Genomic DNA, 25624 nt, shown 5'->3' on the forward strand with positions numbered 1-25624 from the left:
AGGAAAGTTCGTGTCACAACCAATTCAATGGTTTCCTGGCCATATGGCCAAGGCCAAACGTGAAGCCAAGGAAAAACTCAATCTTGTCGATATTGTTATTGAGCTAGTCGACGCTCGCATTCCTGAATCCAGTCGTAATCCCTTGATAGACGAAATTGTAGGCAATAAGCCCCGTATAATGGTCCTCAACAAAGCGGACTTAGCTGATTCTGCCAAGACCCAGGCCTGGATTAATTATTATCAAAGTCAAGGTATTCATGCCTTAGCTATCGATGCTCAGCATGGTAAAGGCCTCAAACAACTTGAGAAGCAGTGTCAGGCACTTATGTCAGATTACTTTGCCAAACAAGCTGCGAAAGGTGTCAAGCCACGTGCCATTCGCCTCATGATTCTGGGGATTCCTAACGTAGGTAAATCCACTTTAATCAATCGCTTTGTGGGTAAGAACCAGGCCATTACCGGGAATAAGCCAGGGGTGACCAAGGCGCAACGTTGGCTAAAAGTAGGGCGTAACTTCGAATTACTTGATACGCCAGGGATTCTGTGGCCTAAGTTTGATGACCCTTTAGTGGGCAAAAAATTGGCTCTAACTGGTGCCATCAAAGACCAACTGGTCCATATGGATGATTTGGCCCTTTATCTATTAGAATTAGCATTAGGCAATAATCCGGATGTGCTTAAACAGCGTTACCGTCTGACTGAACAAGAGTGCCAACTGCCCCTAGTAGAGTTACTTTTAGTTATTACTAAGCGACTGGGCTTTAAGGAGGATTATGATCAGGCTTCTACAAAATTAGTCATTGACTATCGTCAGCACCAATTAGGTAGTTTTACCTTGGATCAAGTGCCTTTAGAAGCCTCATCAGTAGGTGAAAATTAATGTCTAAGTTAACTGTAAGTCAAATTAAGGAGGCTTTGCTAGAAGTAGAGGATGAGTCACATGAATTATTAGCGATACTAGCAAAAGACGAGCGTAAAAGTGTCCATAAATTGCTTGAACAATGCCATAAACGCCTACAAAATCAACAAATCATGTTTCACGACCACCAAAAAAGACTTATACATGAAATGGCAGCCTATGATGCTGGATATCAAGTGATTGCCGGATTAGATGAGGTAGGGCGTGGGCCTTTAGCTGGTCCAGTGGTGGTGGCAGCAGTTGTTCTGCCTAGAGACTGCCAGCATTTACTGGTTGGGGTGACAGACTCTAAGCAACTCTCACACGCAAAACGTCTAGAGTTTGCTCGACAAATTCGTGAGGTCGCCCTTGATCTTAAAATTGTTGCCATTCCTCCGGCCATTATTGACCGGGAAAATATCTATCAAGCCACTCGCCAGGGCATGAAGGCTGCTGTTGAAGCCTTAAATGTAAAACCTGATTATTTGCTACTGGATGCCATCAATATTGATGCTGATTTGCCACAAGAGTCCTTGGTCAAAGGCGATCAACGTTCCTTATCCATTGCGGCAGCTTCAATTATCGCCAAGGTATATCGAGATGAGTTAATGGTCCAATACAGCAAGACCTATCCAGAGTTTGGTTTTGAACGGAATATGGGCTATGGGACTAAGGAACATTTAGAGGCCTTGGATAGAGTAGGTTACACGCCTATTCATCGTCGGAGCTTTGAACCGGTTAAGTCCATGTACAAAACATATGAATCATAAAATTCAATCGGTTCCGCTATGGAGCCGATTTTTCTATAGAGAAGGCAAGATAGGCTTGACAAAGCCCTTAGACATTTGTAGAATTAAAGTGAAAAAGATTGATTTTATCAAACGAAAGGAGATTCCTATGGCAGCAAAAATTAAACGACTAGCTGACGGCGAATTTACTATTTTGAAGGCCATCTGGCAATTGCCACAGCCTACCACTTCTGCTCAGATTATTGAATATCTAGGTGAAGACAATCATTGGAAGCCACAAACCTTGCTTACGGTCTTGGCTCGTCTTACTGAAAAAGGCTATCTCAATAGCGAGCGAGTGGGGCGGGAACGTCACTATATTGCACTAGTTTCAGAAGCAGATTATCTGGAGGTTGAGGCCTCTGACTTTTTGAATCGCTACAAGGGTCACTCTCTCAGTGGTTTTATCAATAACTTGTTCCGCTCAAATTCCTTGTCCGATTCTGACATGGACGAATTGCGTGACTTGCTTAATCAGCATAAATCCTAGTGAGGAGGGGACTAGATGCAAGATTTACTCTTTAACTTCTTTTTGACTAGCTTGTCAGTTTCTTGCTTAATCCCACTTGTCAGTATTTGTTTTATGCTCTTCAAGAATCGGCTGTCAGTCCGTAGTAAATATTATATTTGGATTGGGGTTATCCTGAGCCTCTTGTTACCATTCAGACCAGCCTTTAGTCTAGGCTTAATTGAGGTGCAACCACCCGCACCATTACTTCCGACCTCAGCTCCGGCTCATATGGGGTCGACACCAATAGAAGCTTCAGGAGCATCAGTGCCGACTTCTGCATGGTCTTTTAACATTTTACATGCTATCTTGTTGGTCTGGCTATTAGGTATCTTGATTTATCTTGGGCGTCAGCTCTATAGTTACATCAAGTTCCAGACCATGCTCAAGCGATGGGGCGACCCTGTTGAAGATTTAGCCATCTGGGAAACCTTAGCTGAGATGCAAGCTCTTGTGGGTGTAAAACACGAAATTGGCCTAATTTATTGCCCGTTGGTTCACAGTCCTCTCTTATTTGGCTTCAGAAAACCAACCATTGTACTTCCTGAGCTTGACTATACTGAGGAAGAATTTAGTTTAATCTTCCATCATGAATTAGTCCACTATAAGCACGGAGATGTTTATGTTAGTCTCTTAGCCATGTTTATTAAGAGTCTCTACTGGTACAACCCATTGGTTCGCTTTGCCAGCAAAGAGTTATTGGAAGCAGGGGAAATGTACTGTGATGCTACCGTATTAGCTCAACAAGATGTTAGTTATCGCATCTTCTATGGTGAGACAATCCTGACCATGATTGACCGAAGTAAGAAAAACCAGGTAGCTTTAACCACTTGCTTCTATTCCAATCGTTTCAATTTGAAGCGACGCATATTAGCCATTATGGATAATCGTTATCCAATTCGCTTCTTATCCGTTCTTGCCATTCTAGGAGTGGCTACTTTAGTCTTACTATCGCGTTCTGTCTTTGTCATGGCACAACCACCTGCTAATCAGGTGGCAGATAGTCAGATAAGTGAGCTCGGAGTTTCTAGCAATCAAGCCAGAGATTATGCCTTAGCAGAGGCGGGCTTGACATTGGATCAAGTCCAAGCCTTAGAAATAGAATTGTCTCAGGACCGCTATTTTGTCGCTTTCCAATATCAAAATACCATTTATCAGTACCAAATTAGTGTGATAGATGGGCAAATTTTACGAGTTCATGAGACCAACCAAGTTTTAGTCTCGAATTCTCAACCAAGTGAGAGCGTCGCAAGTTCTGAAAATGTAGCTAGCCAAACTTCTAATGCAGAGTCATCACAGGCACCGTCAGTATTTAGACCTTTACTAAATGTGCAGTCCATCTTGAAAGACAGCGATGACGATGAATCTGATGACAAAGATGACACGGATGATCCGGATGACCCAGACGATCCGGATGTAGATGATTAATAAACAAATATAGATTTGAAGTCTGACGAGAGACTACAGTGCTCTCGTTAGGCTTTTTATATGCGTTTTTTCAAATATAACAATCGTATTACAAATGAAAAATTGACTTGAATTGTAAAAACTACAAGTGTAGAATATAGTTATAAACGACAAATGTAGTATATTCATTAGCTCCTAGAGAGCTTATCTTTATCATCTATATACTACATGTGTAGAATTAGGAGGAGTAAAAATGAAAGAGCATAAAGTTCAAAAGAATTTCCAGCGTATCGAGAGTAAATACTTAGTGGATGCCAAGACCATGGCGGCATTAGAGAAGGAGTTTAGTCAACACCTGGTGCCAGATGACTACCCTGTCTCGACGATAAGTAACTTGTATTTTGATAATGTAGACTATGACTTAGTGGAAGATTCATTAGCTAGATTACATGGACGCGAGAAAGTCCGAATGAGAACCTATGATGCTAAGCCTAAGTCTGATAGTTTTGCCTTCTTAGAGATTAAGAAGAAGATTTTAGAAGTGGGGCATAAGTACCGTTTTGTAGCCGATATGGCAGATATCATTCACTATGTCGCCCATCCTACCAAAGCTCATCCAGATGCTAACCCAGAGTTGCAATTAACTTTGTTAGAGTTACAACGACGCTACGTAGCACTTAAGCCAATGATGTTTATTGGTTATAATCGCCACTCCTATCGTGGAATTGAAGATCCTAAGGTTCGTGTAACCATTGACCGCGAAGTTGTTTATCGAAACTACGACTTAGATTTAACAGCTGGGCGGCATGGAGAACCATTAATCGAGGAAAATCAAGTTATTCTAGAAATCAAGGTCAATGGCGATCAACCTGACTGGATGGTTGAAATTTTGAATCGCTATCAGGTCGAAGAAATTTCTTTCTCTAAATATGGGCGAGCCTATTCTAAAACTTTAGAAGCTTCAGAAGTTCGCTTGGCTTTATAATAGGGAGGTAGGTTTATGAACCAATTATTCAATTCAGTTTATGTGGCAAATGAAGCCAATGCTAAGCCTGAAATGTTAATGATTTCACTGCTAGTTGCCTTACTAACTGGTCTCTGGTTGGCTTGGGTCTATAAGTATAAGACGCTCTATACGAAGGATTTCGTTATTACTTTGGCTCTCTTGCCAACCATTATTGCCATGATTATCTTTTTAGTCAACGGTAATTTGGGCACCAGTGTGGCTGTAGCCGGGACCTTTAGCCTCATTCGTTTTCGTTCAGCGGCAGGGGGCGCCAAGGAGATGCTAGTTATTTTTATGGCGACTGCCATCGGTTTAGCCTGTGGGATGGGCTATGTCTTCCTAGCCTTGGGCTTTACCCTTGTCTTGACTTGTCTGCTCTTGATTTTGGAGCATGTCAATTTTGCTAATACAAGTCAATCACGGCGCTATCTGACTGTGAAAATTTCGGCTGACCAAGATTATGATTTGCTCTTTGAGGGGATTTTTGAAGCGCTTTGTCAGTCTGTAGAACTAGCCTCCATATCTTTTGAAGATGGCGATTCCTTGCTCAAACTAGATTATATCGTAGACCTTAAGCGTGAGGTTAGCGACCATGCCTTTATTAACCAATTCCAGGCCTACAATACTTTAGCTAAAGTTAGCTTGAGTAAGGTAGCCAAGAAGAAGAAGACACTTTAGATAACTCCTAAGCCAGTAGATTTATTTAGTCTGCTGGCTTATTTAGACTTACTTGACAGCTGATTGAAAACGCTTTATGATAGTTATATACTCTATTTTAAAGCAAGGATTCATTTTGCGAAGAAATGCTCATAAGTTAACAAAACGAGTGGTATCATGCCTGGTTTATTCATCAGAAAGGAAGAGTGTTATGAGACCAAGAAAATCTCTAGTGAGGGACTTACTTTTAGCGCTTGATCGTCAGCTGCCCGTTCATTTCGAATTGGAAAACCTATTAGACTTTGTAGAGGCACATTCTTACAGCCATGACCAGGTGATTTCAGCTTTAGAATACCTTAAGCACGAAGGCTATTTGTCAGGTCTTATTCTCTATGATGACCAAGGGCAGCCATATCACTTCATTATTGATGGTATGTCCCGCCAAGGGCTTGACTTGCTAGAAAGCTTATCTAAAGAAAGTACCTTATAAGAACTTTAACTACAATAAGGGAGACTGGGATTGAATCCCAGTCTCCCTTATATATATGCTTTTCTGACTATTTATATAGTCTTGTAACTTGTTATCTTTTATAGACGTGTTTTATTCTCCTTTTGGCCTATATATAGTATGAAGGGGGAATCTTGATGGATTTGTCGATGAAGGAACAACTCATTCTTTTAAGCCTTGAAGGTGCTAACTATCGTGAGATTTGGTATTACCTTAAGCATGCCATTAATAGAGCTTGCCATCGTCATTCACTTAGCCTTGTAGACTGTCAGTCCATGCTGATAGAAGTCCAGAAAGAAGAAGGCGTATTAGAAAATCCAGGCTTGCATTTTTATCTGGATGACCAAAGCTATCTGAGAGTCAAGGATTTGGCTAAGCATACTCTTATGATTGGAGAGCCTACTTATCCTAGGGCTTGGTTAGAGATTCCTAAGCCTCCCTTACTAATCTATTATCAGGGGCATATTGAATGGTTACAAGAGCCACTGATTTCCATTGTTGGGACTCGTGCCATAAGTCTCCAAGGCCAAAAAGATGCGAGTTCTTTAACTCAAGCCTTATGTCAATCAGGCTATGTCTGTGTCTCAGGGATGGCCTTGGGAGTAGATGCCATGGTTCATCGAACGGCTCTGGGTTGCCCTGGCGGCAAAACTATTGCCATCTTACCAGCTGGCTTTGGCACCTGTTATCCACGAAGTCATACAAGCCTTATGGCTGAATTAGGGCAATCCCACTTGCTCTTGTCAGAGTATTTGCCTCATATAGGAATCAAAAAACATCATTTTATTATGCGTAATCGATTAGTGGCGGGGATTGCACCAGCACTGGTTGTTGTGGAAGCAGCCTTGAAGAGCGGAAGCCTCATCACGGCTAATTTTGCCCTACAGTATAATCGAGAGATTTATGTCTGTCCAGGACATTTGAGTGAGACCAATTCAGCCGGATGTAATCAGTTAATTGAAGCGGGAGCTAATGCCATTTATAGTCTGCCAGACTTCTTGGGAGACCTGGAGACTCTCTATCGTCTCCAAGCAATAAAGAATTAAAAGTGTTGACAAGCGATCCGGTTTCGTCTAAGATTGATACGATTTACATTGAAGCAAGCCCCCTTGCTCGAGAAAGGGATGTGTCGATCAGGTGACTTATAAATATCTGGTGATTGTCGAATCACCAACAAAAGCAAAAACTATTGATAAATACTTGGGTAAGAACTATAAAGTAGTTGCCAGCAAAGGACACTTGCGTGATTTGCCTAAGAGTAAAATGGGTGTGGACATCGACAACCATTTTGAACCTAGCTACATTAACATTCGTGGTCGCGGAGATACCATTAAGGAACTGCGCAAATACGCCAAAAAAGCTGAAAAAGTCTATCTAGCAGCCGACCCGGACCGCGAAGGGGAAGCAATTGCTTGGCATCTGTCCTATATTTTAGGTTTAGATCCAAACGACAAGAACCGCGTAGTCTTTAACGAAATTACCAAGGATTCTGTTAAAGAGGCCTTCAAGTATCCGCGCGCCATTGACCAAGAACTAGTCGATGCCCAACAGGCGCGTCGTATCTTGGACCGGGTAGTCGGTTATTCTATTTCACCTATATTATGGAAGAAAGTTAAAAAAGGCTTATCTGCTGGTCGGGTGCAGTCGACAGCATTGAAGCTGATTATTGATCGCGAACTGGAAATCCGAAACTTCAAACCAGAAGAGTATTGGGATATTCCCACAACCTTCCTTAAGGGCAAAACAAAATTTCAGGCTGATTTTTATGCATTGGATGGCAAGAAACGTGAGCTTAAGAGCCACCAAGATGTCCAAACGGTGATGGCGCGAATTGATCAAAAGGCGCCATTCAAGGTAGATGAGATTGAGGAGAAGGAGCGTCGACGCAAGTCTCAAGCGCCATTTACAACTTCAACTCTACAACAAGAAGCGTCTAATCGTCTTGGTTTCCGTACCAGTAAAACCATGATGGTCGCTCAACAGCTCTATGAAGGGATTAGCCTTGGCCGTAACACAGTCGGTTTGATTACCTATATGCGTACTGACTCAACCCGTATTGCGCCAAGTGCCCGTCAAGCTGCCCTGGATTATATTGACGAGACCTTTGGATCTGAATACCTTGGACCTGGCAAGGTAGTCCGTAATAGCCAAAGTGCACAAGATGCCCACGAAGCCATTCGACCATCCAATGTGACACTTACTCCAGAGTCTATCCAAGCATCCTTAACTAAGGACCAATATCGACTCTATAATTTGATTTGGTCACGTTTTGTAGCCAGTCAGATGGCAGATGCAGTCTACGACACCATTCGTTGCGACTTAAGTCAGAATGGCGCGACCTTCCGTGCAAATGGCTCTAAGATTAAATTCCCTGGTTTCCTTAAGGTTTATCCATCTCAAGGAACTAAGGATAACTTCCTGCCAGACTTAAGAGTTGGAGAAGCAGTCAAGGTTGCGGATATGAAGCCAAGTCAGCACTTCACCCAACCACCTGCTCGTTACAACGAAGCTTCCTTGGTTAAGGTCTTAGAAGAAAAGGGGATTGGCCGTCCATCTACCTATTCACCAACTATTGAAACCTTGCGCAAGCGTTACTATGTCAAAATGGTAGCCAAGCGGTTTGAACCAACTGAACTAGGCGAGATTGTCAATAATCTCATGACTAGTTATTTCCCTAATATCGTGAATACCGAGTTTACGGCTGGCTTAGAAACGGAACTAGATGCTATTGAAGAAGGCAAGTTCCAGTGGGTTCAAGTCCTAGAATCCTTCTATGAAGGCTTTAAAGGCAATTTAACCAAGGCCGAAGAAGAAGTAGCTAAGATTGATATCAAGGATGAGCCAGCTGGTTTTGCCTGTCCTGAATGTGGCCACGATATGGTCATTAAGATTGGCCGTTTTGGTAAGTTCTATGCTTGCAGCAATTTCCCAGATTGCCGCCATACAGAAGCAATCGTCAAAACCATTGGGGTGACCTGTCCGCAGTGTCATCAGGGCCAAGTGGTCGAACGCCAATCCAAGAAGAATCGGCTCTTCTTTGGCTGTAATCGATATCCTGACTGTGACTTTGTCTCTTGGGATAAGCCAGTTGGTCGCGACTGCCCAGTCTGCCAACACTATCTAGTAGAAAAAACAAGTCGCAAGGGCAAACAAGTTGCTTGCAGTCACTGTGACTATCAAGAAGATATTCAAAAGTAAGTGAGTCCCTTGCCGGCATGAAAGAGATTAAACCTCGGTTTAATCTCTTTTTGTTTATCAATTCTTAACAAATGAGAGTAAATGAGGCGGGGCAGTCGCTTCAAAAGCAAAAAAGTGATACACTAAAAGACATAGAAAGAATGGAAGTCGGTGGTCTTATGCAAGATGCTATTGCGCGTTTTCTCCAATATATCAGTGTTGAAAGACGCTATTCCCAGAAGACCCTAGTTGCCTATCAACAAGACTTAGTGGCTTTTCAGTCTTTTATTGAGACTAGCGGTGGCGGCGATTTGAAGCAAATTGCCTATCAAGATGTTAGACTCTATTTGGCTTATCTCAATGAACAAGCCTATGCAAAGACTAGTATCCGCCGTAAATTATCCAGTCTACGGTCATTTTTTACCTACTGCCTAAGCCAAGGGTGGATTGAGACTAATCCCATGGAATTGGTTCAGTACCAGGTTAAAAAGAAGACCTTGCCACAATTCTTCTATGAAGAAGAACTGACTCAACTCTTCGACGCCCTTTATAAGCGGGAAGATGATGTGGCTTGGCGTGACCGAATGCTTCTAGAAGTTCTCTATGCGACCGGTATGCGGGTCAGCGAACTGAGCGAATTGAGCTTAGAGCGCCTCAACTTAGAGGTGCAACTTATTCGAGTTCTAGGTAAAGGGAACAAGGAACGCATCGTCCCCTTGGGAGATTCAGCGACCCAAGCCATTCGGAATTATTTGACGCATCTAAGACCAAAAATAGACTCTAAGAAGAGTCAATACCTGCTACTGACTGACAAGGGGGCTCAAATGACACCTAGACAGATTCGGACGCGACTTAACAGTTTGGTTCAAGAACAAGCTATGAACTTGAAGATTTATCCCCACAAATTGCGGCATTCTTTTGCTACGCATTTGCTCAATAAGGGGGCAGACCTAAGAACGGTTCAAGAACTCTTGGGCCACGCCAACCTCAGTTCAACCCAAATTTATACGCATGTAACTAAAGACCAATTGCGCAGCCAATACCTTAAAGCCCATCCTAGGGCCAAACAAGCTAAGCAAGAGAAATAATCACGCTAAAAGGAAGTGACCATCATGACAACAATTTGTGCTGTAAAAAAAGATAATCAACTAGCCATGGCTGGTGATGGCCAAATTACCATGGGCCAACAAGTCATTATGAAAGGCTCTGCCCGTAAGATTCGACGCATTTATCATAACCAAGTTCTAGTTGGCTTTGCAGGTGGTGTAGCGGATGCTATCACCTTATCAGAAATGTTCGAGACCAAGCTCAGCGAGCACCAAGGACAACTAACCAGAGCGGCTGTCGAGCTAGCCAAGTCTTGGCGTTCTGACCGTACTTTACAGAAGTTAGAAGCCCTGCTGATTGTCATGAACAAGGAAAATCTCCTCATGGTCAGTGGGACGGGGGAAGTTATTGAGCCAGATGATGGTATTTTGACCATTGGTTCAGGAGGAAACTATGCTTTAGCTGCAGCCCGTGCTCTCAAGCGTAACGCACCTGAATTAAGCGCTGCAGACATCGCCAAACAAGCCTTGCAAATTGCTAGTGAGATTGATGTCTTCACCAATGACCAAATTCGAGTGGAAGAAGCTTAGTAAGCTTACTTGCCATTATAATAGAAGGGATGAATTGATTATGAGTCAATTAACACCACGTTATGTTGTCAATGAGTTAAATAAATACATTATCGGACAAGATGAAGCCAAACGTGCCATTGCTATTGCTTTGCGCAATCGTCTGCGCCGTCTCAAGCTAGATCCTGCTATGCAGGCTGAAGTAAAGCCAAAGAACATCTTGATGATTGGGCCAACTGGGGTCGGGAAGACCGAGATTGCGCGACGCCTGGCTGAAATCGCCAATGCTCCTTTTGTCAAAGTAGAAGCGACCAAGTATACCGAAATTGGTTATGTTGGTCGTGACGTAGAGGCCATGGTACGTGACTTGGTTGAAGCCAGCATTCGCATGGTCAAGAAGATTAAACATCAAGAAGTGAGAGAAGAGGCCTATGAGCGTGCCTTGACCCGTCTAGCTAAGGCTCTTAAACCAGGTATTAAGCAAGAGAAGAAGCAGCAGGCTCAACCTAATGATTTTATGGCCATGCTGCAACAAATGACTCAAAGCCAGGAGGAACCTCAGGAAGTGGTGACAGATGACATTAAGGTCAGTCGCCGCCAAATCAAGGAGCAATTGCGTCAAGGCTTACTTAATGACAAGGAAGTCACCATTGAGTTAGAAGAGAAGAAACTGCAACTCAACAACTTAAACCCTATGATGGAACAAATGATGGACGTCCAATCCGAGTTCCAAAACTTACGTCCTAAGAAAAAAATCAAACGCAGTGTGACCGTCAAGGAAGCCCTTGAATTACTGACAGAAGAAGAGTCAGATCACCTAGTTAATCAGGATGATATCAACCAACAGGCTTTAGAACTGGCTCAAAACAGCGGGATTATTTTTATCGACGAGATCGATAAGATTGCGACTTCTTCCAACCATGGAGGAGAAGTTAGTCGCCAAGGGGTCCAACGTGACATTCTTCCGATTGTCGAAGGAAGTGACGTTCAGACTAAGCATGGTATTATTTCAACTGATCATATTCTCTTTATTGGATCGGGTGCCTTCCATGTGGCCAAACCTTCTGATTTAATTCCTGAATTACAAGGCCGCTTCCCAATCCGTGTCCAGTTGACCGACCTTAAGGTGGATGATTTCCGCCGTATCCTGCAAGAGCCAGCTCACGCTATTTTGCATCAATATCAAGCCATGCTAGCAACTGAAGGGGTAGAAGTTATCTTCACGGAATCTGCCATTGATAAAATGGCGGAATACGCGGTGCTATTAAATGAGTCAACCGATAATATTGGGGCTCGTCGTCTCCATACTATTGTCGAGACCGTCTTAGAGGAATTACTCTATGAAGCCACGGATATGAACATGGGCCGTATTGAGATTAATGGGGCCTATGTCAGTCAACGTTTAGATAAAATAGTAGAAAGTCCTGATTTAAGCCACTATATCTTATAAGCAACTCGAATAACGAGATTTGAGGAGGTATATCCATGATACAACTAGAGAATGAGCAAGTGATTGTAAAAATTAAGGAGATGGGGGCTGAATTGACCTCTGTCTTGGACCGTGCGTCTGCTTATGAATTCATCTGGCAAGGGGATCCCAACTACTGGGGACGTCAGGCACCCATTCTCTTTCCGATTGTGGGTAGCTTAAAGGAAGGGGCTGTCTCCTATCAAGGGCAAGGCTATCACTTACCGCGTCATGGTTTTGCCAGGGACAGTTATTTCCGGGTCATTGCCCAATCTCAACAAGCGGTCACCTTTGAACTGACATCAAATGATGAGACCAAAGTCCTTTATCCTTTTGACTTTGTGCTTCAAGTCTCCTATATTTTGTCTGGCCCACGTTTGACTGTTTCTTATACGGTCCACAATCCTAATTCTAGCCAGGTATTATACTATAACATTGGGGGACATCCGGCCTTTAATGTCTGCCAAAATGATAAGGACGAGTTTGATGAGGTATATCTTAGCTTCCAACCGCAAGAGATGTTGCGCCATATCCCCCTAGATATAGCCAGTGGCTTAATTGAGCTTAATAAGGCGCGCTACCAAGAGTTGAGTCGAATGGAGCTTAGTCACAAGACATTTAAAAAGGATGCGCTCATCTATCAAATCAAGCCAGAGACTGAGTTGCTTCTAGAAGACGCCCAGGCAAGCATCGGACTCAGCCATCATGGCATGACCTTTGTGGGGATCTGGTCTCCGTATCCTGCTAAAGCACCATTTGTCTGCCTAGAACCATGGGCAGGCATTGCGGATAGCAGTGAGACCAGTGGCCAGTGGCCAGAAAAATACCAGGTCATCGAAGTGGGACCATCCAATGTATCCACCCATGACTACACCTTGACTTTTACTAAGAAAAACTAAGACAAGAAATTTAGGAATTAGCAGAAAGCGAGGCTAGACATATGCATTCCCTTGAAGTGGCGCCCCAAACCAAAAAGGGGGTTCTAGCAGCCTATTATGGGTATGAACATTTTCGCCCAGGCCAAGAAGCCATTATTGATGCCATTCTATCTGGACGGGATGCTATGGCCATTATGCCAACTTCTGCTGGTAAGTCTCTTTGCTTTCAAGTGCCAGCTTTGTTATTGCCAGGGGTTACCTTGGTGATTTCGCCACTTATTTCGCTAATGCAAGACCAGGTTTCTAGCTTGGAAGCCATGGGCATACCTGCAGTTTTGATTAATAGTGGTCAAAGCTTGGAAGAAAACCATCAAGCAGTAACGGCCTTAAGAAGTGGGCGAGTCAAATTAGCCTATATTGCGCCAGAGCGCCTGTCAAATGACTATTTTTTGAACTTAGTCAGCCAATTAGAGGTTAGTTTAGTGGCGGTGGATGAAGCTCATTGTATTTCCCAATGGGGTAATGACTTTCGGCCTTCCTATCAAGCCATTCCTCATTTGCTGGACTATCTAGACAAACGGCCGATTATGGCGGCTTTTACGGCGACAGCCACGCAACAGGTTAGGCAAGACATTGTCCATTATTTAGGGCTGCAAAAGCCCTTTGAAATGGTGACAGGATTTGATCGACCTAATCTTTTCTTTGCCTTGGAAGAACCAAGCGATAAGATGAGAAGACTTAAGGAACTTTTGGCCAGTGGCGAGCCTAGCATTGTCTATTGTGCCACACGCAAAGACGTGGAGTCTGTAGCTAGTAAACTAAATCAGTCCGGTATTAAAGCCAGACCCTACCATGCTGGAATGGACATGTTAGATCGACACGCTGCTCAACGCGCCTTTCAATTTGATGAGATTCAGGTGGTGGTGGCAACTAATGCCTTTGGTATGGGGATTGATAAATCCAATGTGCGTCAGGTCATTCATTATGCTATGCCTAAGGATTTGGAATCCTATTATCAGGAAGCAGGCCGTGCTGGTCGTGATGGCGAAGACTCTCGTTGTACCTTGTTCTATTCAGACCGCGACATTATGACCAATGTCTACCTGATTGAACAAGGTGGCGATCCAATCGGACGCCAGAAACTCAATGAAATGATTGACTATTGCCGAACTACTCAGTGTTTGCGGGGCTTTATGTTACGTTACTTTGGTGAATCGCCACATGAAAGGAACTGTCAGTCCTGTACCAATTGCACGACGACAGTGGAACAGGTTGATATTACGGTGCCTGCACAAAAGATTCTAGCCTGTGTCTATCGTATGGGCCAACGCTATGGTTTGACTAAGGTGGCCGAGGTCCTTAAGGGCAGTCAGAAGGCAGACATCAAAGGAACATATCTGGCTGATCTGCCCACTTATGGTCTCATGAAAGACATACCAGAAGCTCAAATCAAGCGTTATATTAGTGCCTTGGTGGTAGAAGGTTATCTTAAGATGGTGGGCCAAGACTATCCCATTCTCAACCTAACTTCTAAGGCCAAGCCTGTGTTAAAGGGTCAGGAGCAAGTATCTATTAAGCATACCTTAGCCATGAGTATTGCTAAGATGAGTCAAGTCAAGGCTCGTGGTAATGAGAGCCAAGATGCCTATGATCAAGTGCTTTTTGAGCGTTTACGGCAAGTTCGTTATGATTTAGCTCAAAAGCATCAGGTACCACCTTTTATTATTTTTTCCGATGCTACCTTGCGCGCCTTGTGTCGTCATTTCCCGACGACAGAGACAGCCTTCCTGACTATCTCTGGTGTGGGGCAGAAGAAATTATCACAGTATGGCTATGACTTTATGCAAGCCATTGAGGCCTATCTGGCTGAAAAAGATAAGTAAAAAAACACGCTTAACTCTCAGGGGAGCTAAGCGTGTTTGCTTTTATTTTGCTTTGGATGAATCCTTGGATCCATGCTGATTGAGCCAGAGACCGAGCCCAAAGCTGATAGTCTTTTCTTCATGGCGTAGTAGGCGCTCAATGTTCTGCCGGTGACGATATATCATGAAGAGGGCGATAAGGATAAAGGTCACGCCGTAGATTTTATTGGGTTGAGTCAAGAAGAGGTAGCAGGCGGTCAAGCTATAAGAGACCATGGCCGAGAAGCTAACAGTACTGGTTAGATAGAGTAGGGTAAAGAAGCTAATCACCATGACCAAGGCAATCCAGAAATGGAAGCCTAGCAAGACACCGATAGAAGTAGCAACAATCTTGCCGCCCTTGAAGTTGGCCCAGATGGGATAGGCATGGCCAATTAAGGCTGCAAGTGCGACAGCTGAGATCACCCAGGCATTATCTGTGAAGAGCCATTTGGCCAAGAGAACTGGAATCCAGCCTTTTAAGACATCAATCATGGCAACTAAGACGGCTGACTGAAAGCCGTAGGTACGTCCAATGTTAGTCGCGCCACTGTTACCAGAGCCTGTTTGGCGCACGTCTTGACGATAGCGTAGACGCGAATACCAAACCCCAGTAGGGATGGAGCCTAGTAAGTAGGTGGCAATAATCAATAGGATTTTGAGATGCATAGAGAACCTCCTTTAAATTCTCCTTTAGTGTATCACGAATCCCTACTAAAAAAAAGGCTAGGAGACATCTTTCAGTTGCTATTTAGCGGATGATGCGCTAGAATGGGCCAGATGAAAGATTTAATTGAAATCTAGACCTAGTATTTGGTATGATAGAACAGTTGAAACAAAAAGTTGAGGTGACAATAATGGCTGATAAGCAGCAATTATTAACAAATTATGGTGATGATGCCATCCAAATCCTAGAGGGTTTAGAAGCTGTACGTAAGCGTCCGGGTATGTATATCGGCTCTACTGATCAACGTGGCTTGCATCACCTTTTATATGAAATTGTGGACAATGCTGTCGATGAAGCTTTGTCAGGTTTTGCGGACCATATTAAGGTAACCATCTGTCAAGATGGTAGTGTTAAAGTTCAAGATAATGGTCGTGGTTTGCCAGTCGGCTTGCATGCTTCAGGTAAGCCCACCATTGAAGTGGTCTTTACTGTCCTCCATGCCGGCGGTAAATTTGGTCAAGGTGGTTATAAGTCGGCTGGTGGTCTTCACGGGGTAGGGGCTTCAGTGGTCAATGCGCTCTCTACTTGGGTGCAGGTTGAGGTGGACCGTGATGGCTATACCTATCAAATGCGTTTTGAGAATGGGGGCGTGCCGGTTACTAAACTCATTAAGACTAAGAACTCCAACAAGTCTAAACATGGAACTACCGTGCATTTTATGCCGGATAGCAAGATTTTTGGCCATGCTAGCATAAACAGTGAGACCATTGCAGAACGTTTGCGCGAGTCAGCTTTTCTGCTTAAGGACCTAACGATTGAACTAATCGATGAGCGTATTGATTATCATGAGGTCTTCCACTTCAGCCAAGGTCTGATTGACTTCATTACTTATTTAAATGAAGAGAAAGATACCCTTGGAGATATCGCTGGTTTTGCTGGTGAGGTTGAGGGCTTTGAAATTGATTTTGCCTTTCAATATAATGATGGCTATTCTGAGACCATTCTATCCTTCGCCAATAATGTTCGCACAGGTGGCGGGGGTAGCCATGAGGTTGGGATGAAGACCGGCATGACCAAGGCCTTCAATGACTATGCACGTAAGGTGGGGCTGCTCAAAGACAAGGATAAGAACCTAGAGGGGTCAGATGTCAGAGAAGGGCTAACAGCGGTTATTTCGCTACGTATTCCTGAGGAATACCTGCAATTCGAAGGTCAAACCAAGGAAAAACTTGGAACGCCTAAGGCGCGCCCACTGGTAGAAAACTTCGTTAACGAAAAAATGACGGCCTATCTCAATGAGAATGGCAACTTTTCTCAGATGATTCTGCGTAAGGCCATTAAGGCCAGAGAAACGCGCGAAGCGGCGCGTAAGGCTCGTGACGCGGCGCGATCTGGTTCTAAGAAGCAGGCCCAAGAACGAGCAATTTCCGGTAAATTAACTAAGGCTCAATCAAAGGATTCCAGCAAGAACGAACTCTACCTAGTCGAAGGTGACTCTGCTGGTGGTTCAGCTAAGCTTGGCCGAAATCGCCAGTATCAAGCCATCCTGCCACTTCGCGGTAAGGTCATCAACACCGAAAAAGCGTCTATGCAAGATATCCTTAAAAACGAGGAAATCAATACCATGATTTATACCATCGGGGCTGGAGTAGGGGCAGATTTTGACCTAGAGTCGGTTAACTACAACAAAGTCATTATCATGACCGACGCGGACACGGATGGTGCCCACATTCAAGTCTTACTCTTAACTTTCTTCTACCGTTATATGAAGCCCTTGTTAGAAGCGGGCAAGGTCTATTTAGCTATGCCGCCACTCTTCAAAATATCTAAAGGATCAGGTAAGAAGCAAGTGGTGGAATATGCCTGGACAGATGAAGAATTAGCCAGCAAAATTGCCAAAGTTGGCAAAGGCTATGTCCTACAACGCTATAAAGGTCTTGGGGAAATGAATGCCGACCAGCTATGGGATACTACCATGAACCCAGAAACCCGTCTATTGATTCGTGTCACGATTGATGATGGGGCACGCGCGGAACGCCGATTGACTACCCTGATGGGTAATAAAGTAGAACCACGACGTAAGTGGATTGAGCGTCATGTCAGCTTTACGCTAGATACAGAAGACTCAATTCTGGAAATGTCGCAAGGGCAAGAATCCAGTCATGCCCATCATGAAAGTTTAGTCAAACAACAAGATGCGCGTCAAGAGGCCCAAGGGCCTGAGTTAATTGCTCAGGATTCCGGTGAATTTTCACTCTTTAATGATGAGGAGGTCTAAGCATGAGCCAAGAAATGATTCAAGAATTAAGCTTTGCAGATGTGATTGGTGATCGCTTTGGCCGTTATTCCAAGTACATCATTCAAGACCGGGCCTTGCCAGATATTCGAGACGGTCTCAAACCGGTTCAACGCCGGATTCTATACGCTATGTATCGTGACCGGAATACAGCCGACAATCCTTACCGTAAGTCCGCTAAGACGGTCGGTAATGTCATCGGTAACTATCACCCTCATGGGGACTCTTCTGTCTATGAAGCCATGGTCCGCATGAGTCAAGACTGGAAGTTGCGCAATCCTCTGATTGATATGCACGGGAATAATGGTTCCATGGATGGGGACCCAGCCGCGGCTATGCGTTATACCGAAGCCCGCCTGTCACCTATTGCGGCTCAGTTACTGCGTGATATTAAGCAAGAAACTGTTGATTTTATCCTTAACTTCGATGATACGGAAGAGGAGCCAACGGTTCTACCAGCACGTTTCCCAAATCTCCTAGTCAATGGGGCAACAGGGATTTCAGCTGGTTACGCCACTGAAATTCCCCCTCATAATCTAGGTGAAATTATTGATGCCGTCATCTATCTCTTAACCCACAAGCGTCCTAAGTTAGAGGAATTGTTGGAGTTGGTGCCGGGCCCTGACTTCCCTACGGGAGCCATTATTCAAGGTATAGATGCCATTCAACAGGCCTATAAGACAGGCCAAGGTAAGATTACCTTAGTTTCGCAAACTGACATTGAAAGTCTAAAAGGTGGGAAAAGTCAGATTGTGGTGACTGAGCTACCATACGAGGTCAATAAGAGTAAACTCATTCAACGTTTGGACGAAATTCGCATTCAGCGTAAGGTAGAGGGTATCGCAGATGTTCGCGATGAATCTGACCGTAATGGAGTGCGTCTGGTAGTCGAACTTAAGCGTGACGTTGACGCCAAAGGGATTCTGACCTATCTTCTGAAACATACTGACTTGCAAGTGAACTACCATTTTAACATGGTCGCGATTAACAAAAGACGACCTGAACTGGTTAACTTACAAACCATGTTGGAAGCCTATATCAGTCACCAGCAGGAAGTCCTAACCCGTCGCACTCAGTATGATTTGGCTAATGACCAAAAACGTCTACATATTGTAGATGGTTTGATTCGGGTAGTCTCCATTCTGGATGAAGTCATTGCCACTATTCGTCGCTCTGATAATAAGCAGGATGCTAAGGAAAACTTAGTTGCCGAGTTTGATTTTTCTATGGAGCAAGCGGAAGCCATCGTATCCTTACAACTCTATCGCTTAACCAATACTGACATTACGGCCTTGCAACAGGAACGTTTGGAATTGAATGAGCGGATTCTGATGTATCAAAATATCCTATCCAATCCTGAAATCCTCAATAAGGTTCTGATTAATGAACTTAAAGCTATCAAAAAAGATTTTGCAACGCCTCGTCGTAGCCAAATACAAGCAGAGGTTCAAAGCCTAGAAATCGATACTCATATTCTGATTCCAGACGAGCAAGTTATGGTTTCTTTGACCAAGGAAGGCTATATGAAGCGTACTAGTATGCGTTCCTTTGCCTCATCTGATCTAAATAGTTTAGGCTTACGTGACTTTGACTATCCAATCTTTGTTGAGGAACTCAGTACCCATCAAGAATTAGTCATTATCACCTCAAAGGGGAATTATATCCATATTCCGGTGCATGAACTGCCTGAGGTAAAATGGAAGGATCTTGGGGTCCATCTGTCCCAAAATTATCAACTTCAAGATGGTGAACGCTTTGTTAAGGCCTTTGTGGCCAGCCAAGAGGACCATAAACTAATCTTGGCTACTAAGGCGGGTATGATTAAGCAGACGCCATTATCGGCCTTCACAACTTATCGATCCTATAAAACTCGGACGGCAAAGGCTATGAATTTAGTGGACGATCAAGATGAAGTGGTTGCAGCAGAATGCCTTAAGACCGGCCAGAACTATGAAGTGGTCTTGTTGACCAAACGATCTTATTGCTTACGTTACTCAGCTGACTTGGTATCAGAAATGGGCCTGAAAGCCAAAGGGGTAACAGCTATTAAGTTGAAAGAAGAAGACCAGGTGGTTGCCTGCTTAGTGGTTAATCAAGAGGTAAAACGCCCGCAACTCTTTGCCTTGACTCAACGAGGTAATGTGAAACGCAGTGATTTAACTGTCATACCTGAACTGGGCCGTGGCTCGCGTGGCGTCCTCTTACTAAAAGAATTAAAAACCAATCCGCATCAATTATTGAAAGTCCTAGCCCTTGATATAGCCCAGCACCAAGTCTGTCTCTTAGGGGATACAGGCCATAGTGTCGTCTTTGTTGCTAGTGAGATTCCTTTGTCGGATCGTCTTGCTAACGGCTCGCAAGCGCCTGATTTAGCCAAATTGGGTAATGTCTTAGACTGTTATTTAGTCTTGGACATCCAATCTCAGGCTTCAGAAGCAAATTAGTTTTTTTAACCATCGTCTGATTGGACGATGGTTATTTTTTTGCTTTGACTTTGTGCAAGACAATGAGGGTAGGGTAATAAAGTTTGTTCATTTTACTTGTAGAAGAAGATAGATCTGCATCAGACTTACTTGTTATAGATTTTTTGTAAGAAAAAGAAAACGTGTAGGACTAGGGTTAGAGGCAAATGTACTAATACAGATGACAAATTATGGGCAAACAGGATTAGTACAGGATAGATATTTCACAAACTTTTACACAAGCTGCGCGACTTTGTGAAACCGGTGTAAACCTTGATATAACAAGATATTTTACTTGGTGTTTCTGAACTAAAGGGCTTGCATTTTAAAATATGAGTGTTATAATGAACATATAAAAGTTGTTGTACTAGATAATTTACAGTTCAATTAAGGAGGATATCTATGGAACAATGGCAAGGCTTTAAAGGTAAAAAATGGCAGGAAGAAATCGACGTGCGCGATTTCATCCAACAAAACTATACGCTCTATGAAGGAGACGATAGTTTCTTAGCAGGTCCTACCCAAGCAACCAAAGACTTATGGGCGCAAGTAATGGACTTAAACAAGCAAGAACGTGAAGCAGGCGGTGTCTTAGATACTGACTCATCTATTGTATCTACCATCACGTCTCACGGTCCTGGTTACTTAGATAAAGACAAGGAACAAGTGGTTGGGTTCCAAACTGACAAACCATTCAAACGTGGTTTACAACCATTTGGTGGGATTCGTATGTCTGAAAAGTCTGCAGAAGCTTACGGCTTCCATGTAGACCCAGAAGTTTCTCACATCTTTACTGAATACCGTAAAACCCATAACCAAGGGGTATTTGATGTTTATACACCAGAAATGCGTGCAGCTCGTAAGTCAGGGATCATCACTGGTCTGCCAGATGCTTATGGTCGTGGCCGTATCATCGGTGACTACCGTCGTGTTGCCCTCTACGGTGTTGACCGTTTGATGGAAGAAAAACTCAAAGACTACAACAACATCGGTTGCGATGTTATGACTAATGACATCTTACAATTACGTGAAGAATTGTCAGAACAATATCGTTCATTGAAAGACCTTAAGAAATTAGGGGAAATCTACGGCTTCGATATTTCTAAACCAGCAACTACCGCTAAAGAAGCTTTCCAATGGCTCTACTTAGCATACTTAGCTGCTATCAAAGAACAAAACGGGGCAGCTATGTCCTTGGGTCGTACTTCTACCTTCTTAGATATCTACGTTGAACGTGACTTACGCAATGGTACTTTGACAGAAGAAGAAGCGCAAGAATTAGTTGACCACTTCATCATGAAGTTACGTTTAGTTAAATTCATGCGTACACCTGAATATAACGAACTCTTCTCTGGGGACCCAACCTGGGTAACTGAATCCATTGCAGGGGTTGGTTTAGATGGTCGTCCGTTGGTAACTAAGAACTCCTTCCGTTACCTCCACACCTTATCTAACTTAGGTCCAGCACCAGAACCAAACTTAACGGTTCTCTGGTCACCACAGTTAACTGATGGCTTCAAGACCTTTGCGGCTAAGATGTCTATCGAATCTTCAGCTATTCAATACGAAAACGACGAAGTAATGCGTCCACAATATGGTGATGACTATGCTATTGCCTGCTGTGTATCTGCAATGCGTGTTGGTAAACAAATGCAATTCTTCGGCGCTCGTGCTAACTTAGCTAAGTGCTTGCTCTACGCAATCAACGGTGGTATCGATGAAAAATCTAAGGCCCAAGTAGGTCCTAAGTTCCAACCAGTCACTTCTGAATACCTAGACTTCGATGAAGTAATGGAAAAATATGACGATATGATGGAATGGTTGGCAGGTCTTTATGTCAATGCCCTCAACTGTATCCACTACATGCACGACAAGTACAGCTACGAACGCATTCAAATGGCGGTTCAAGATACCTACATTCACCGTACAATGGCGACTGGTATCGCTGGTTTCTCTGTAGCAGCTGACTCCTTGTCTGCAATCAAATACGGTAAAGTTAAGACAATCCGTGATGAAAACGGTGTTGTAGTTGACTTCGAAGTAGAAGGCGACTTCCCTAAATATGGGAACAACGATGACCGCGTAGATACATTAGCGGTTGATCTCTTGAAACGCTTCATGACTAAGGTTAAGAAGCACCCAACCTACCGCAATGCGCAACACACTACTTCTATCTTAACCATCACTTCTAACGTTGTGTATGGTAAGAAGACTGGTAACACTCCTGACGGTCGTCGTGCAGGTCAACCATTCGCACCAGGTGCTAACCCAATGCACGGTCGTGACACTCACGGGGCTTTGGCTTCCTTATCATCTGTTGCTAAAGTACCATACTCTTACGCATTAGACGGTATTTCTAACACCTTCTCCATCATCCCACGTGCCTTAGGGAAGGAAGAAGATGTGCAACAAGAAAACTTATCCAACATGTTGGATGGTTACTCTAAAAAAGGTGGTCACCACCTCAACATCAACGTATTCAACCGCGACACCTTAGTGGATGCGATGGAGCACCCAGAAAACTACCCACAATTAACCATCCGGGTATCTGGTTACGCCGTTAACTTCATTAAGTTGACCCGTGAACAACAATTAGACGTTATCAACCGGACTATGCATAGCCAAATGTAATAGTCGAGTCTTGACTGGGAAAAGTGACGGGGCAACTCGTCGCTTTTGCCCTTTATATAGAGATAGGTAAGGAGATAAATGTAATGCAATTTGGGAACACAGCCACAACACAAGTAATTGGTCATGTCCATTCAACCGAAAGTTTTGGGTCCGTGGATGGCCCAGGCATTCGATTTATTACCTTCATGCAGGGCTGCCGCCTACGTTGCGAATTTTGCCACAACCCTGATACTTGGGCGACGCGTGGGGGACATGACTATACGCCGCAACAACTCTTTGACGAGGCCGTTCAATACCAAGATTTCTGGGGTAAGAAGGGTGGCGTTACGGTCAGTGGGGGAGAACCTCTCTTACAGATTGACTTCATTATTGAATACTTTAAAATCTGTAAAGCCAATGGTGTCCACACTACTTTAGACTCTTGTGGGGGGCCATTCACCCGCAAGGAGCCATTCTTTAGTAAATTCAATGAGCTACTTCAGTATACGGATTTAATTCTGTTGGACCTTAAGCATATTGATTCAGATGGCCACCGTAAGTTGACTGGTCAGCCAAATGAGAACATTCTGGATTTGGCTCACTATTTATCGGATATTGGTCAACCAGTATGGATTCGCCATGTCTTGGTACCTGAACGGACTGACTTTGATGAATATTTAATTCGGCTCAGTGCCTTCGTTAAGACGCTTAAGAACGTCTTGAAATTTGAAGTCTTACCTTATCATAAGTTAGGGGTTTACAAGTACGAAGCCCTGGGGATTAAGTACCGGTTGGCGGGGATTGAACCGCCGACACCTGATCGGGTAGAGAACGCCAAACGTATTCTAGAAACCGCCTCTTATCGCGGGTATCTAACAGCCTAAGGATTAAAAATAGCCTTTAGTGATTTTCTATCACTAGAGGCTATTTATTTTTGTGCACAAGTCATAGGCGGGAAAGTTGCCAATCAGTGTGTGAAAGCGTAAAATAAAAGGGTATGAGGGACTTTGCCTGGACCTCTTTGGGGCTATAATTTTTCCCAGCTACATGTTAAAATAAGGGCAGTAATTATCTTATAGGAGGATCCACTGACATGACCCAATATTTAGTTTTCGGACATAAAAATCCAGACACTGACACCATTGCATCTGCTATTGCTTTTGCCTACTATCTAAACCAAAAAGGCCACCAAGCTGAGGCGGTGGCACTAGGCACACCTAATGAAGAAACGGCTTTTGCTCTTGACTACTTCAAGGCTCAAGCGCCTCGTGTGATTGAATCTGCAGCTGGGACGGGCGCCCATGTGGCTTTGGTTGACCATAATGAAGCTAGCCAGTCCATCGATGATTTAGCTGATTTAACAGTAGACTATGTCATTGACCACCACCGTATTGGCTTTGAGTCTGCACAGCCTTTGTACTATCGTTGTGAGCCAATCGGCTGTACTGCTACTGTCCTTTACAAGATGTTTGGCGAAGCAGGGATTGAAATTCCTGGTCAAATTGCTGGTCTCATGTTGTCTGCTATTATCTCTGATAGCTTACTCTTCAAATCACCAACTTGCACACCAGAAGACGTAGATGCGGCACAAGCCTTAGCAAAACTGGCGGGTATTGACGCACAGGTTTACGGTTTGGACTTGTTGAAGGCAGGGACAAACTTAGCTAGCAAGTCTGAAGAAACCTTACTCAACTTAGATGCTAAGAGCTTTGACATGAATGGCCATCAAGTACGGATTGCTCAAGTCAATGCCATTGGCTTTGCTGATCTCTTGGCTCGTAAAGAAGCCTTATTAAAGGCTATGCAAGCGGAAGTTGAGGCAAATGGCTATGAACTCTTCCTCTTAGTAGTCACAGACGTCTTAGATAGTAACTCCTTTGGGTTAGTTGTAGGCCAAGATGTATCTGCTTTGGAAGCCGCTTTTGGTCAGAAGGTAGTGGACCAACAACTAGAACTGCCAGGGGTAGTATCACGCAAAAAACAAATTGTACCACCATTAACTGATAGCTATGCAGCTCGCTAGTTATCTGCCGAAAGGGATCTTTTATGAACAAAATTAAGAAATTACTTTATCCAGTATTACTTGTTTTAGGTTTAATAGTGGTTGGGGCTAGTATCTGGCTAGCCAACCAATCGAATCAGGAACCTGCTTCAGTAGCGGTGTCTACTAACTCATCTGAGGAATCCAGCTCACAAGTTGCTAAGGCGGATTCTTCCTCTAGTGAGGCTGCTAGTTCTGCGACTTCTAGTAGTCAAGCTGTGCGTGGAGTTAATAAACCTGAACGTAAGGGACCATCTGCCCCTGATACTAAGTTGTTAGATGAACTAGGCAATACCATTGCTTTGTCATCAAAATTTGGCAAACCAACTATTATCAATATTTGGGCTTCTTGGTGTCCGCCTTGTCGCGAGGAGATGCCTTATTTTCTAGAAGCCTACCGTCAATACGGCGATAAAGTAAATTTCGTTATGATTAATGCAACCGGTAGTCATCCGGACGAAACAGCAGAGAAGGCACAAGCCTATCTGAAAGAAGCTGGCTTGACTGACCTACCAATCTATTATGACGATCAACGTCAGAACCAAATTGCTTTTAATGCTGTCAGCCTACCAACAACCTATATTCTCAACGCCAAAGGCGAAATTATCAAGCGCGGGCAAGGTTCTGTTCCTCGCGAAGAACTCTTCAAGGTGCTAGAGCAAATGGTGGCTGAGCAGTAGTTTAAGTGACTCACACTAAGAACAGTGCTTAAGGCGCTGTTCTTTTATTCAAGATT

General features: G+C 43.7%; 21 protein-coding genes. 20 read left to right on the forward strand and 1 reads right to left on the reverse strand.

Annotation, left to right across the window (positions count from 1 at the left end):
* Positions 1-10: 10 nt before the first annotated feature.
* The 14 genes from ylqF to recQ all read left to right on the forward strand — a co-directional run bounded on the left by ylqF (position 11) and on the right by recQ (position 14794).
* Positions 11-880 (forward strand): ribosome biogenesis GTPase YlqF, encoded by an 870-nt coding sequence (gene ylqF, locus RWO08_RS02570; protein WP_314211156.1) that lies wholly within the window; start codon positions 11-13, stop codon positions 878-880.
* Positions 880-1668 (forward strand): ribonuclease HII, encoded by a 789-nt coding sequence (locus RWO08_RS02575; protein ID WP_314211157.1) that lies wholly within the window; start codon positions 880-882, stop codon positions 1666-1668. Before ylqF ends, RWO08_RS02575 begins: the two co-directional genes overlap by 1 nt.
* 127 nt (positions 1669-1795) lie before the next feature.
* Entirely contained in the window at positions 1796-2176 is a 381-nt protein-coding gene (locus RWO08_RS02580) for a BlaI/MecI/CopY family transcriptional regulator (protein WP_306486620.1), read from the forward strand.
* Between the two features lie 15 nt (positions 2177-2191).
* Positions 2192-3622, forward strand: a complete 1431-nt coding sequence (locus tag RWO08_RS02585) for a M56 family metallopeptidase (RefSeq protein ID WP_314211158.1) — start codon at positions 2192-2194, stop codon at positions 3620-3622.
* Between the two features lie 232 nt (positions 3623-3854).
* The gene (locus RWO08_RS02590; RefSeq protein ID WP_314211159.1) at positions 3855-4586 is read left to right on the forward strand and encodes a polyphosphate polymerase domain-containing protein; all 732 of its coding nucleotides are present in this window, start codon (positions 3855-3857) and stop codon (positions 4584-4586) included.
* A gap of 15 nt (positions 4587-4601) precedes the next feature.
* Positions 4602-5285, forward strand: a complete 684-nt coding sequence (locus tag RWO08_RS02595; protein WP_314211160.1) for a DUF4956 domain-containing protein — start codon at positions 4602-4604, stop codon at positions 5283-5285.
* A 190-nt stretch (positions 5286-5475) separates the two neighbouring features.
* A complete protein-coding gene (locus RWO08_RS02600; protein WP_306486613.1) occupies positions 5476-5754 on the forward strand; it encodes a hypothetical protein in 279 nt (92 codons plus the stop codon).
* Between the two features lie 155 nt (positions 5755-5909).
* Positions 5910-6818, forward strand: a complete 909-nt coding sequence (gene dprA, locus RWO08_RS02605) for a DNA-processing protein DprA (protein ID WP_314196476.1) — start codon at positions 5910-5912, stop codon at positions 6816-6818.
* 91 nt (positions 6819-6909) lie between these two features.
* The gene (gene topA / locus RWO08_RS02610) at positions 6910-8970 is read left to right on the forward strand and encodes a type I DNA topoisomerase (protein WP_314211161.1); all 2061 of its coding nucleotides are present in this window, start codon (positions 6910-6912) and stop codon (positions 8968-8970) included.
* Between the two features lie 140 nt (positions 8971-9110).
* Positions 9111-10037 carry a tyrosine recombinase XerC gene (gene xerC, locus RWO08_RS02615; protein ID WP_314211162.1) on the forward strand — a complete coding sequence of 309 codons (927 nt, stop codon included), beginning with the start codon at positions 9111-9113 and terminating at the stop codon, positions 10035-10037.
* Positions 10038-10061: 24 nt separating this feature from the next.
* Positions 10062-10586 carry an ATP-dependent protease subunit HslV gene (gene hslV / locus RWO08_RS02620; RefSeq protein WP_306486607.1) on the forward strand — a complete coding sequence of 175 codons (525 nt, stop codon included), beginning with the start codon at positions 10062-10064 and terminating at the stop codon, positions 10584-10586.
* 40 nt (positions 10587-10626) lie between these two features.
* On the forward strand, positions 10627-12015 hold the full coding sequence (hslU, locus tag RWO08_RS02625) for an ATP-dependent protease ATPase subunit HslU (protein ID WP_314211163.1): 1389 nt from the start codon (positions 10627-10629) through the stop codon (positions 12013-12015).
* Between the two features lie 35 nt (positions 12016-12050).
* A complete protein-coding gene (locus RWO08_RS02630; RefSeq protein ID WP_314211164.1) occupies positions 12051-12932 on the forward strand; it encodes an aldose 1-epimerase family protein in 882 nt (293 codons plus the stop codon).
* 41 nt (positions 12933-12973) lie between these two features.
* The gene (gene recQ / locus RWO08_RS02635) at positions 12974-14794 is read left to right on the forward strand and encodes a DNA helicase RecQ (protein WP_314211165.1); all 1821 of its coding nucleotides are present in this window, start codon (positions 12974-12976) and stop codon (positions 14792-14794) included.
* Between the two features lie 42 nt (positions 14795-14836).
* Here the strand turns inward: recQ and plsY are convergent, their stop codons facing one another.
* On the reverse strand, positions 14837-15481 hold the full coding sequence (plsY, locus tag RWO08_RS02640; protein ID WP_291427953.1) for a glycerol-3-phosphate 1-O-acyltransferase PlsY: 645 nt from the start codon (positions 15479-15481) through the stop codon (positions 14837-14839).
* Between the two features lie 188 nt (positions 15482-15669).
* On the opposite strand from plsY, the gene parE reads away from it, so the two are divergent.
* From parE to RWO08_RS02670, 6 genes are all read left to right on the forward strand, one after another.
* Positions 15670-17757, forward strand: a complete 2088-nt coding sequence (parE, locus tag RWO08_RS02645) for a DNA topoisomerase IV subunit B (protein WP_306486600.1) — start codon at positions 15670-15672, stop codon at positions 17755-17757.
* Between the two features lie 2 nt (positions 17758-17759).
* Entirely contained in the window at positions 17760-20219 is a 2460-nt protein-coding gene (gene parC, locus RWO08_RS02650) for a DNA topoisomerase IV subunit A (RefSeq protein ID WP_314211166.1), read from the forward strand.
* A gap of 420 nt (positions 20220-20639) precedes the next feature.
* On the forward strand, positions 20640-22868 hold the full coding sequence (pflB, locus tag RWO08_RS02655) for a formate C-acetyltransferase (RefSeq protein ID WP_314211167.1): 2229 nt from the start codon (positions 20640-20642) through the stop codon (positions 22866-22868).
* An 83-nt stretch (positions 22869-22951) separates the two neighbouring features.
* The gene (pflA, locus tag RWO08_RS02660; protein ID WP_314211168.1) at positions 22952-23731 is read left to right on the forward strand and encodes a pyruvate formate-lyase-activating protein; all 780 of its coding nucleotides are present in this window, start codon (positions 22952-22954) and stop codon (positions 23729-23731) included.
* A gap of 209 nt (positions 23732-23940) precedes the next feature.
* Positions 23941-24870 carry a manganese-dependent inorganic pyrophosphatase gene (locus tag RWO08_RS02665; RefSeq protein ID WP_314211169.1) on the forward strand — a complete coding sequence of 310 codons (930 nt, stop codon included), beginning with the start codon at positions 23941-23943 and terminating at the stop codon, positions 24868-24870.
* Positions 24871-24893: 23 nt separating this feature from the next.
* Positions 24894-25568 carry a TlpA disulfide reductase family protein gene (locus tag RWO08_RS02670; RefSeq protein ID WP_306486597.1) on the forward strand — a complete coding sequence of 225 codons (675 nt, stop codon included), beginning with the start codon at positions 24894-24896 and terminating at the stop codon, positions 25566-25568.
* The last annotated feature ends 56 nt before the right edge of the window (positions 25569-25624 follow it).

Source organism: uncultured Abiotrophia sp., assembly GCF_963520105.1.
Lineage (GTDB): Bacteria > Bacillota > Bacilli > Lactobacillales > Aerococcaceae > Abiotrophia.

Bases quoted from the DNA above. Each gene is read 5' to 3' on its own strand.
- parC (WP_314211166.1), top strand. From the start codon at position 17,760: ATGAGCCAAGAAATGATTCAAGAATTAAGCTTTGCAGATGTGATTGGT.
- RWO08_RS02580 (WP_306486620.1), top strand. From the start codon at position 1,796: ATGGCAGCAAAAATTAAACGACTAGCTGACGGCGAATTTACTATTTTG.
- RWO08_RS02670 (WP_306486597.1), top strand. From the start codon at position 24,894: ATGAACAAAATTAAGAAATTACTTTATCCAGTATTACTTGTTTTAGGT.
- RWO08_RS02585 (WP_314211158.1), top strand. From the start codon at position 2,192: ATGCAAGATTTACTCTTTAACTTCTTTTTGACTAGCTTGTCAGTTTCT.
- recQ (WP_314211165.1), top strand. From the start codon at position 12,974: ATGCATTCCCTTGAAGTGGCGCCCCAAACCAAAAAGGGGGTTCTAGCA.
- pflA (WP_314211168.1), top strand. From the start codon at position 22,952: ATGCAATTTGGGAACACAGCCACAACACAAGTAATTGGTCATGTCCAT.
- plsY (WP_291427953.1), bottom strand. From the start codon at position 15,481: ATGCATCTCAAAATCCTATTGATTATTGCCACCTACTTACTAGGCTCC.
- pflB (WP_314211167.1), top strand. From the start codon at position 20,640: ATGGAACAATGGCAAGGCTTTAAAGGTAAAAAATGGCAGGAAGAAATC.
- dprA (WP_314196476.1), top strand. From the start codon at position 5,910: ATGGATTTGTCGATGAAGGAACAACTCATTCTTTTAAGCCTTGAAGGT.
- hslU (WP_314211163.1), top strand. From the start codon at position 10,627: ATGAGTCAATTAACACCACGTTATGTTGTCAATGAGTTAAATAAATAC.
- parE (WP_306486600.1), top strand. From the start codon at position 15,670: ATGGCTGATAAGCAGCAATTATTAACAAATTATGGTGATGATGCCATC.
- RWO08_RS02595 (WP_314211160.1), top strand. From the start codon at position 4,602: ATGAACCAATTATTCAATTCAGTTTATGTGGCAAATGAAGCCAATGCT.
- RWO08_RS02600 (WP_306486613.1), top strand. From the start codon at position 5,476: ATGAGACCAAGAAAATCTCTAGTGAGGGACTTACTTTTAGCGCTTGAT.
- RWO08_RS02665 (WP_314211169.1), top strand. From the start codon at position 23,941: ATGACCCAATATTTAGTTTTCGGACATAAAAATCCAGACACTGACACC.
- RWO08_RS02575 (WP_314211157.1), top strand. From the start codon at position 880: ATGTCTAAGTTAACTGTAAGTCAAATTAAGGAGGCTTTGCTAGAAGTA.
- RWO08_RS02590 (WP_314211159.1), top strand. From the start codon at position 3,855: ATGAAAGAGCATAAAGTTCAAAAGAATTTCCAGCGTATCGAGAGTAAA.
- xerC (WP_314211162.1), top strand. From the start codon at position 9,111: ATGGAAGTCGGTGGTCTTATGCAAGATGCTATTGCGCGTTTTCTCCAA.
- RWO08_RS02630 (WP_314211164.1), top strand. From the start codon at position 12,051: ATGATACAACTAGAGAATGAGCAAGTGATTGTAAAAATTAAGGAGATG.
- hslV (WP_306486607.1), top strand. From the start codon at position 10,062: ATGACAACAATTTGTGCTGTAAAAAAAGATAATCAACTAGCCATGGCT.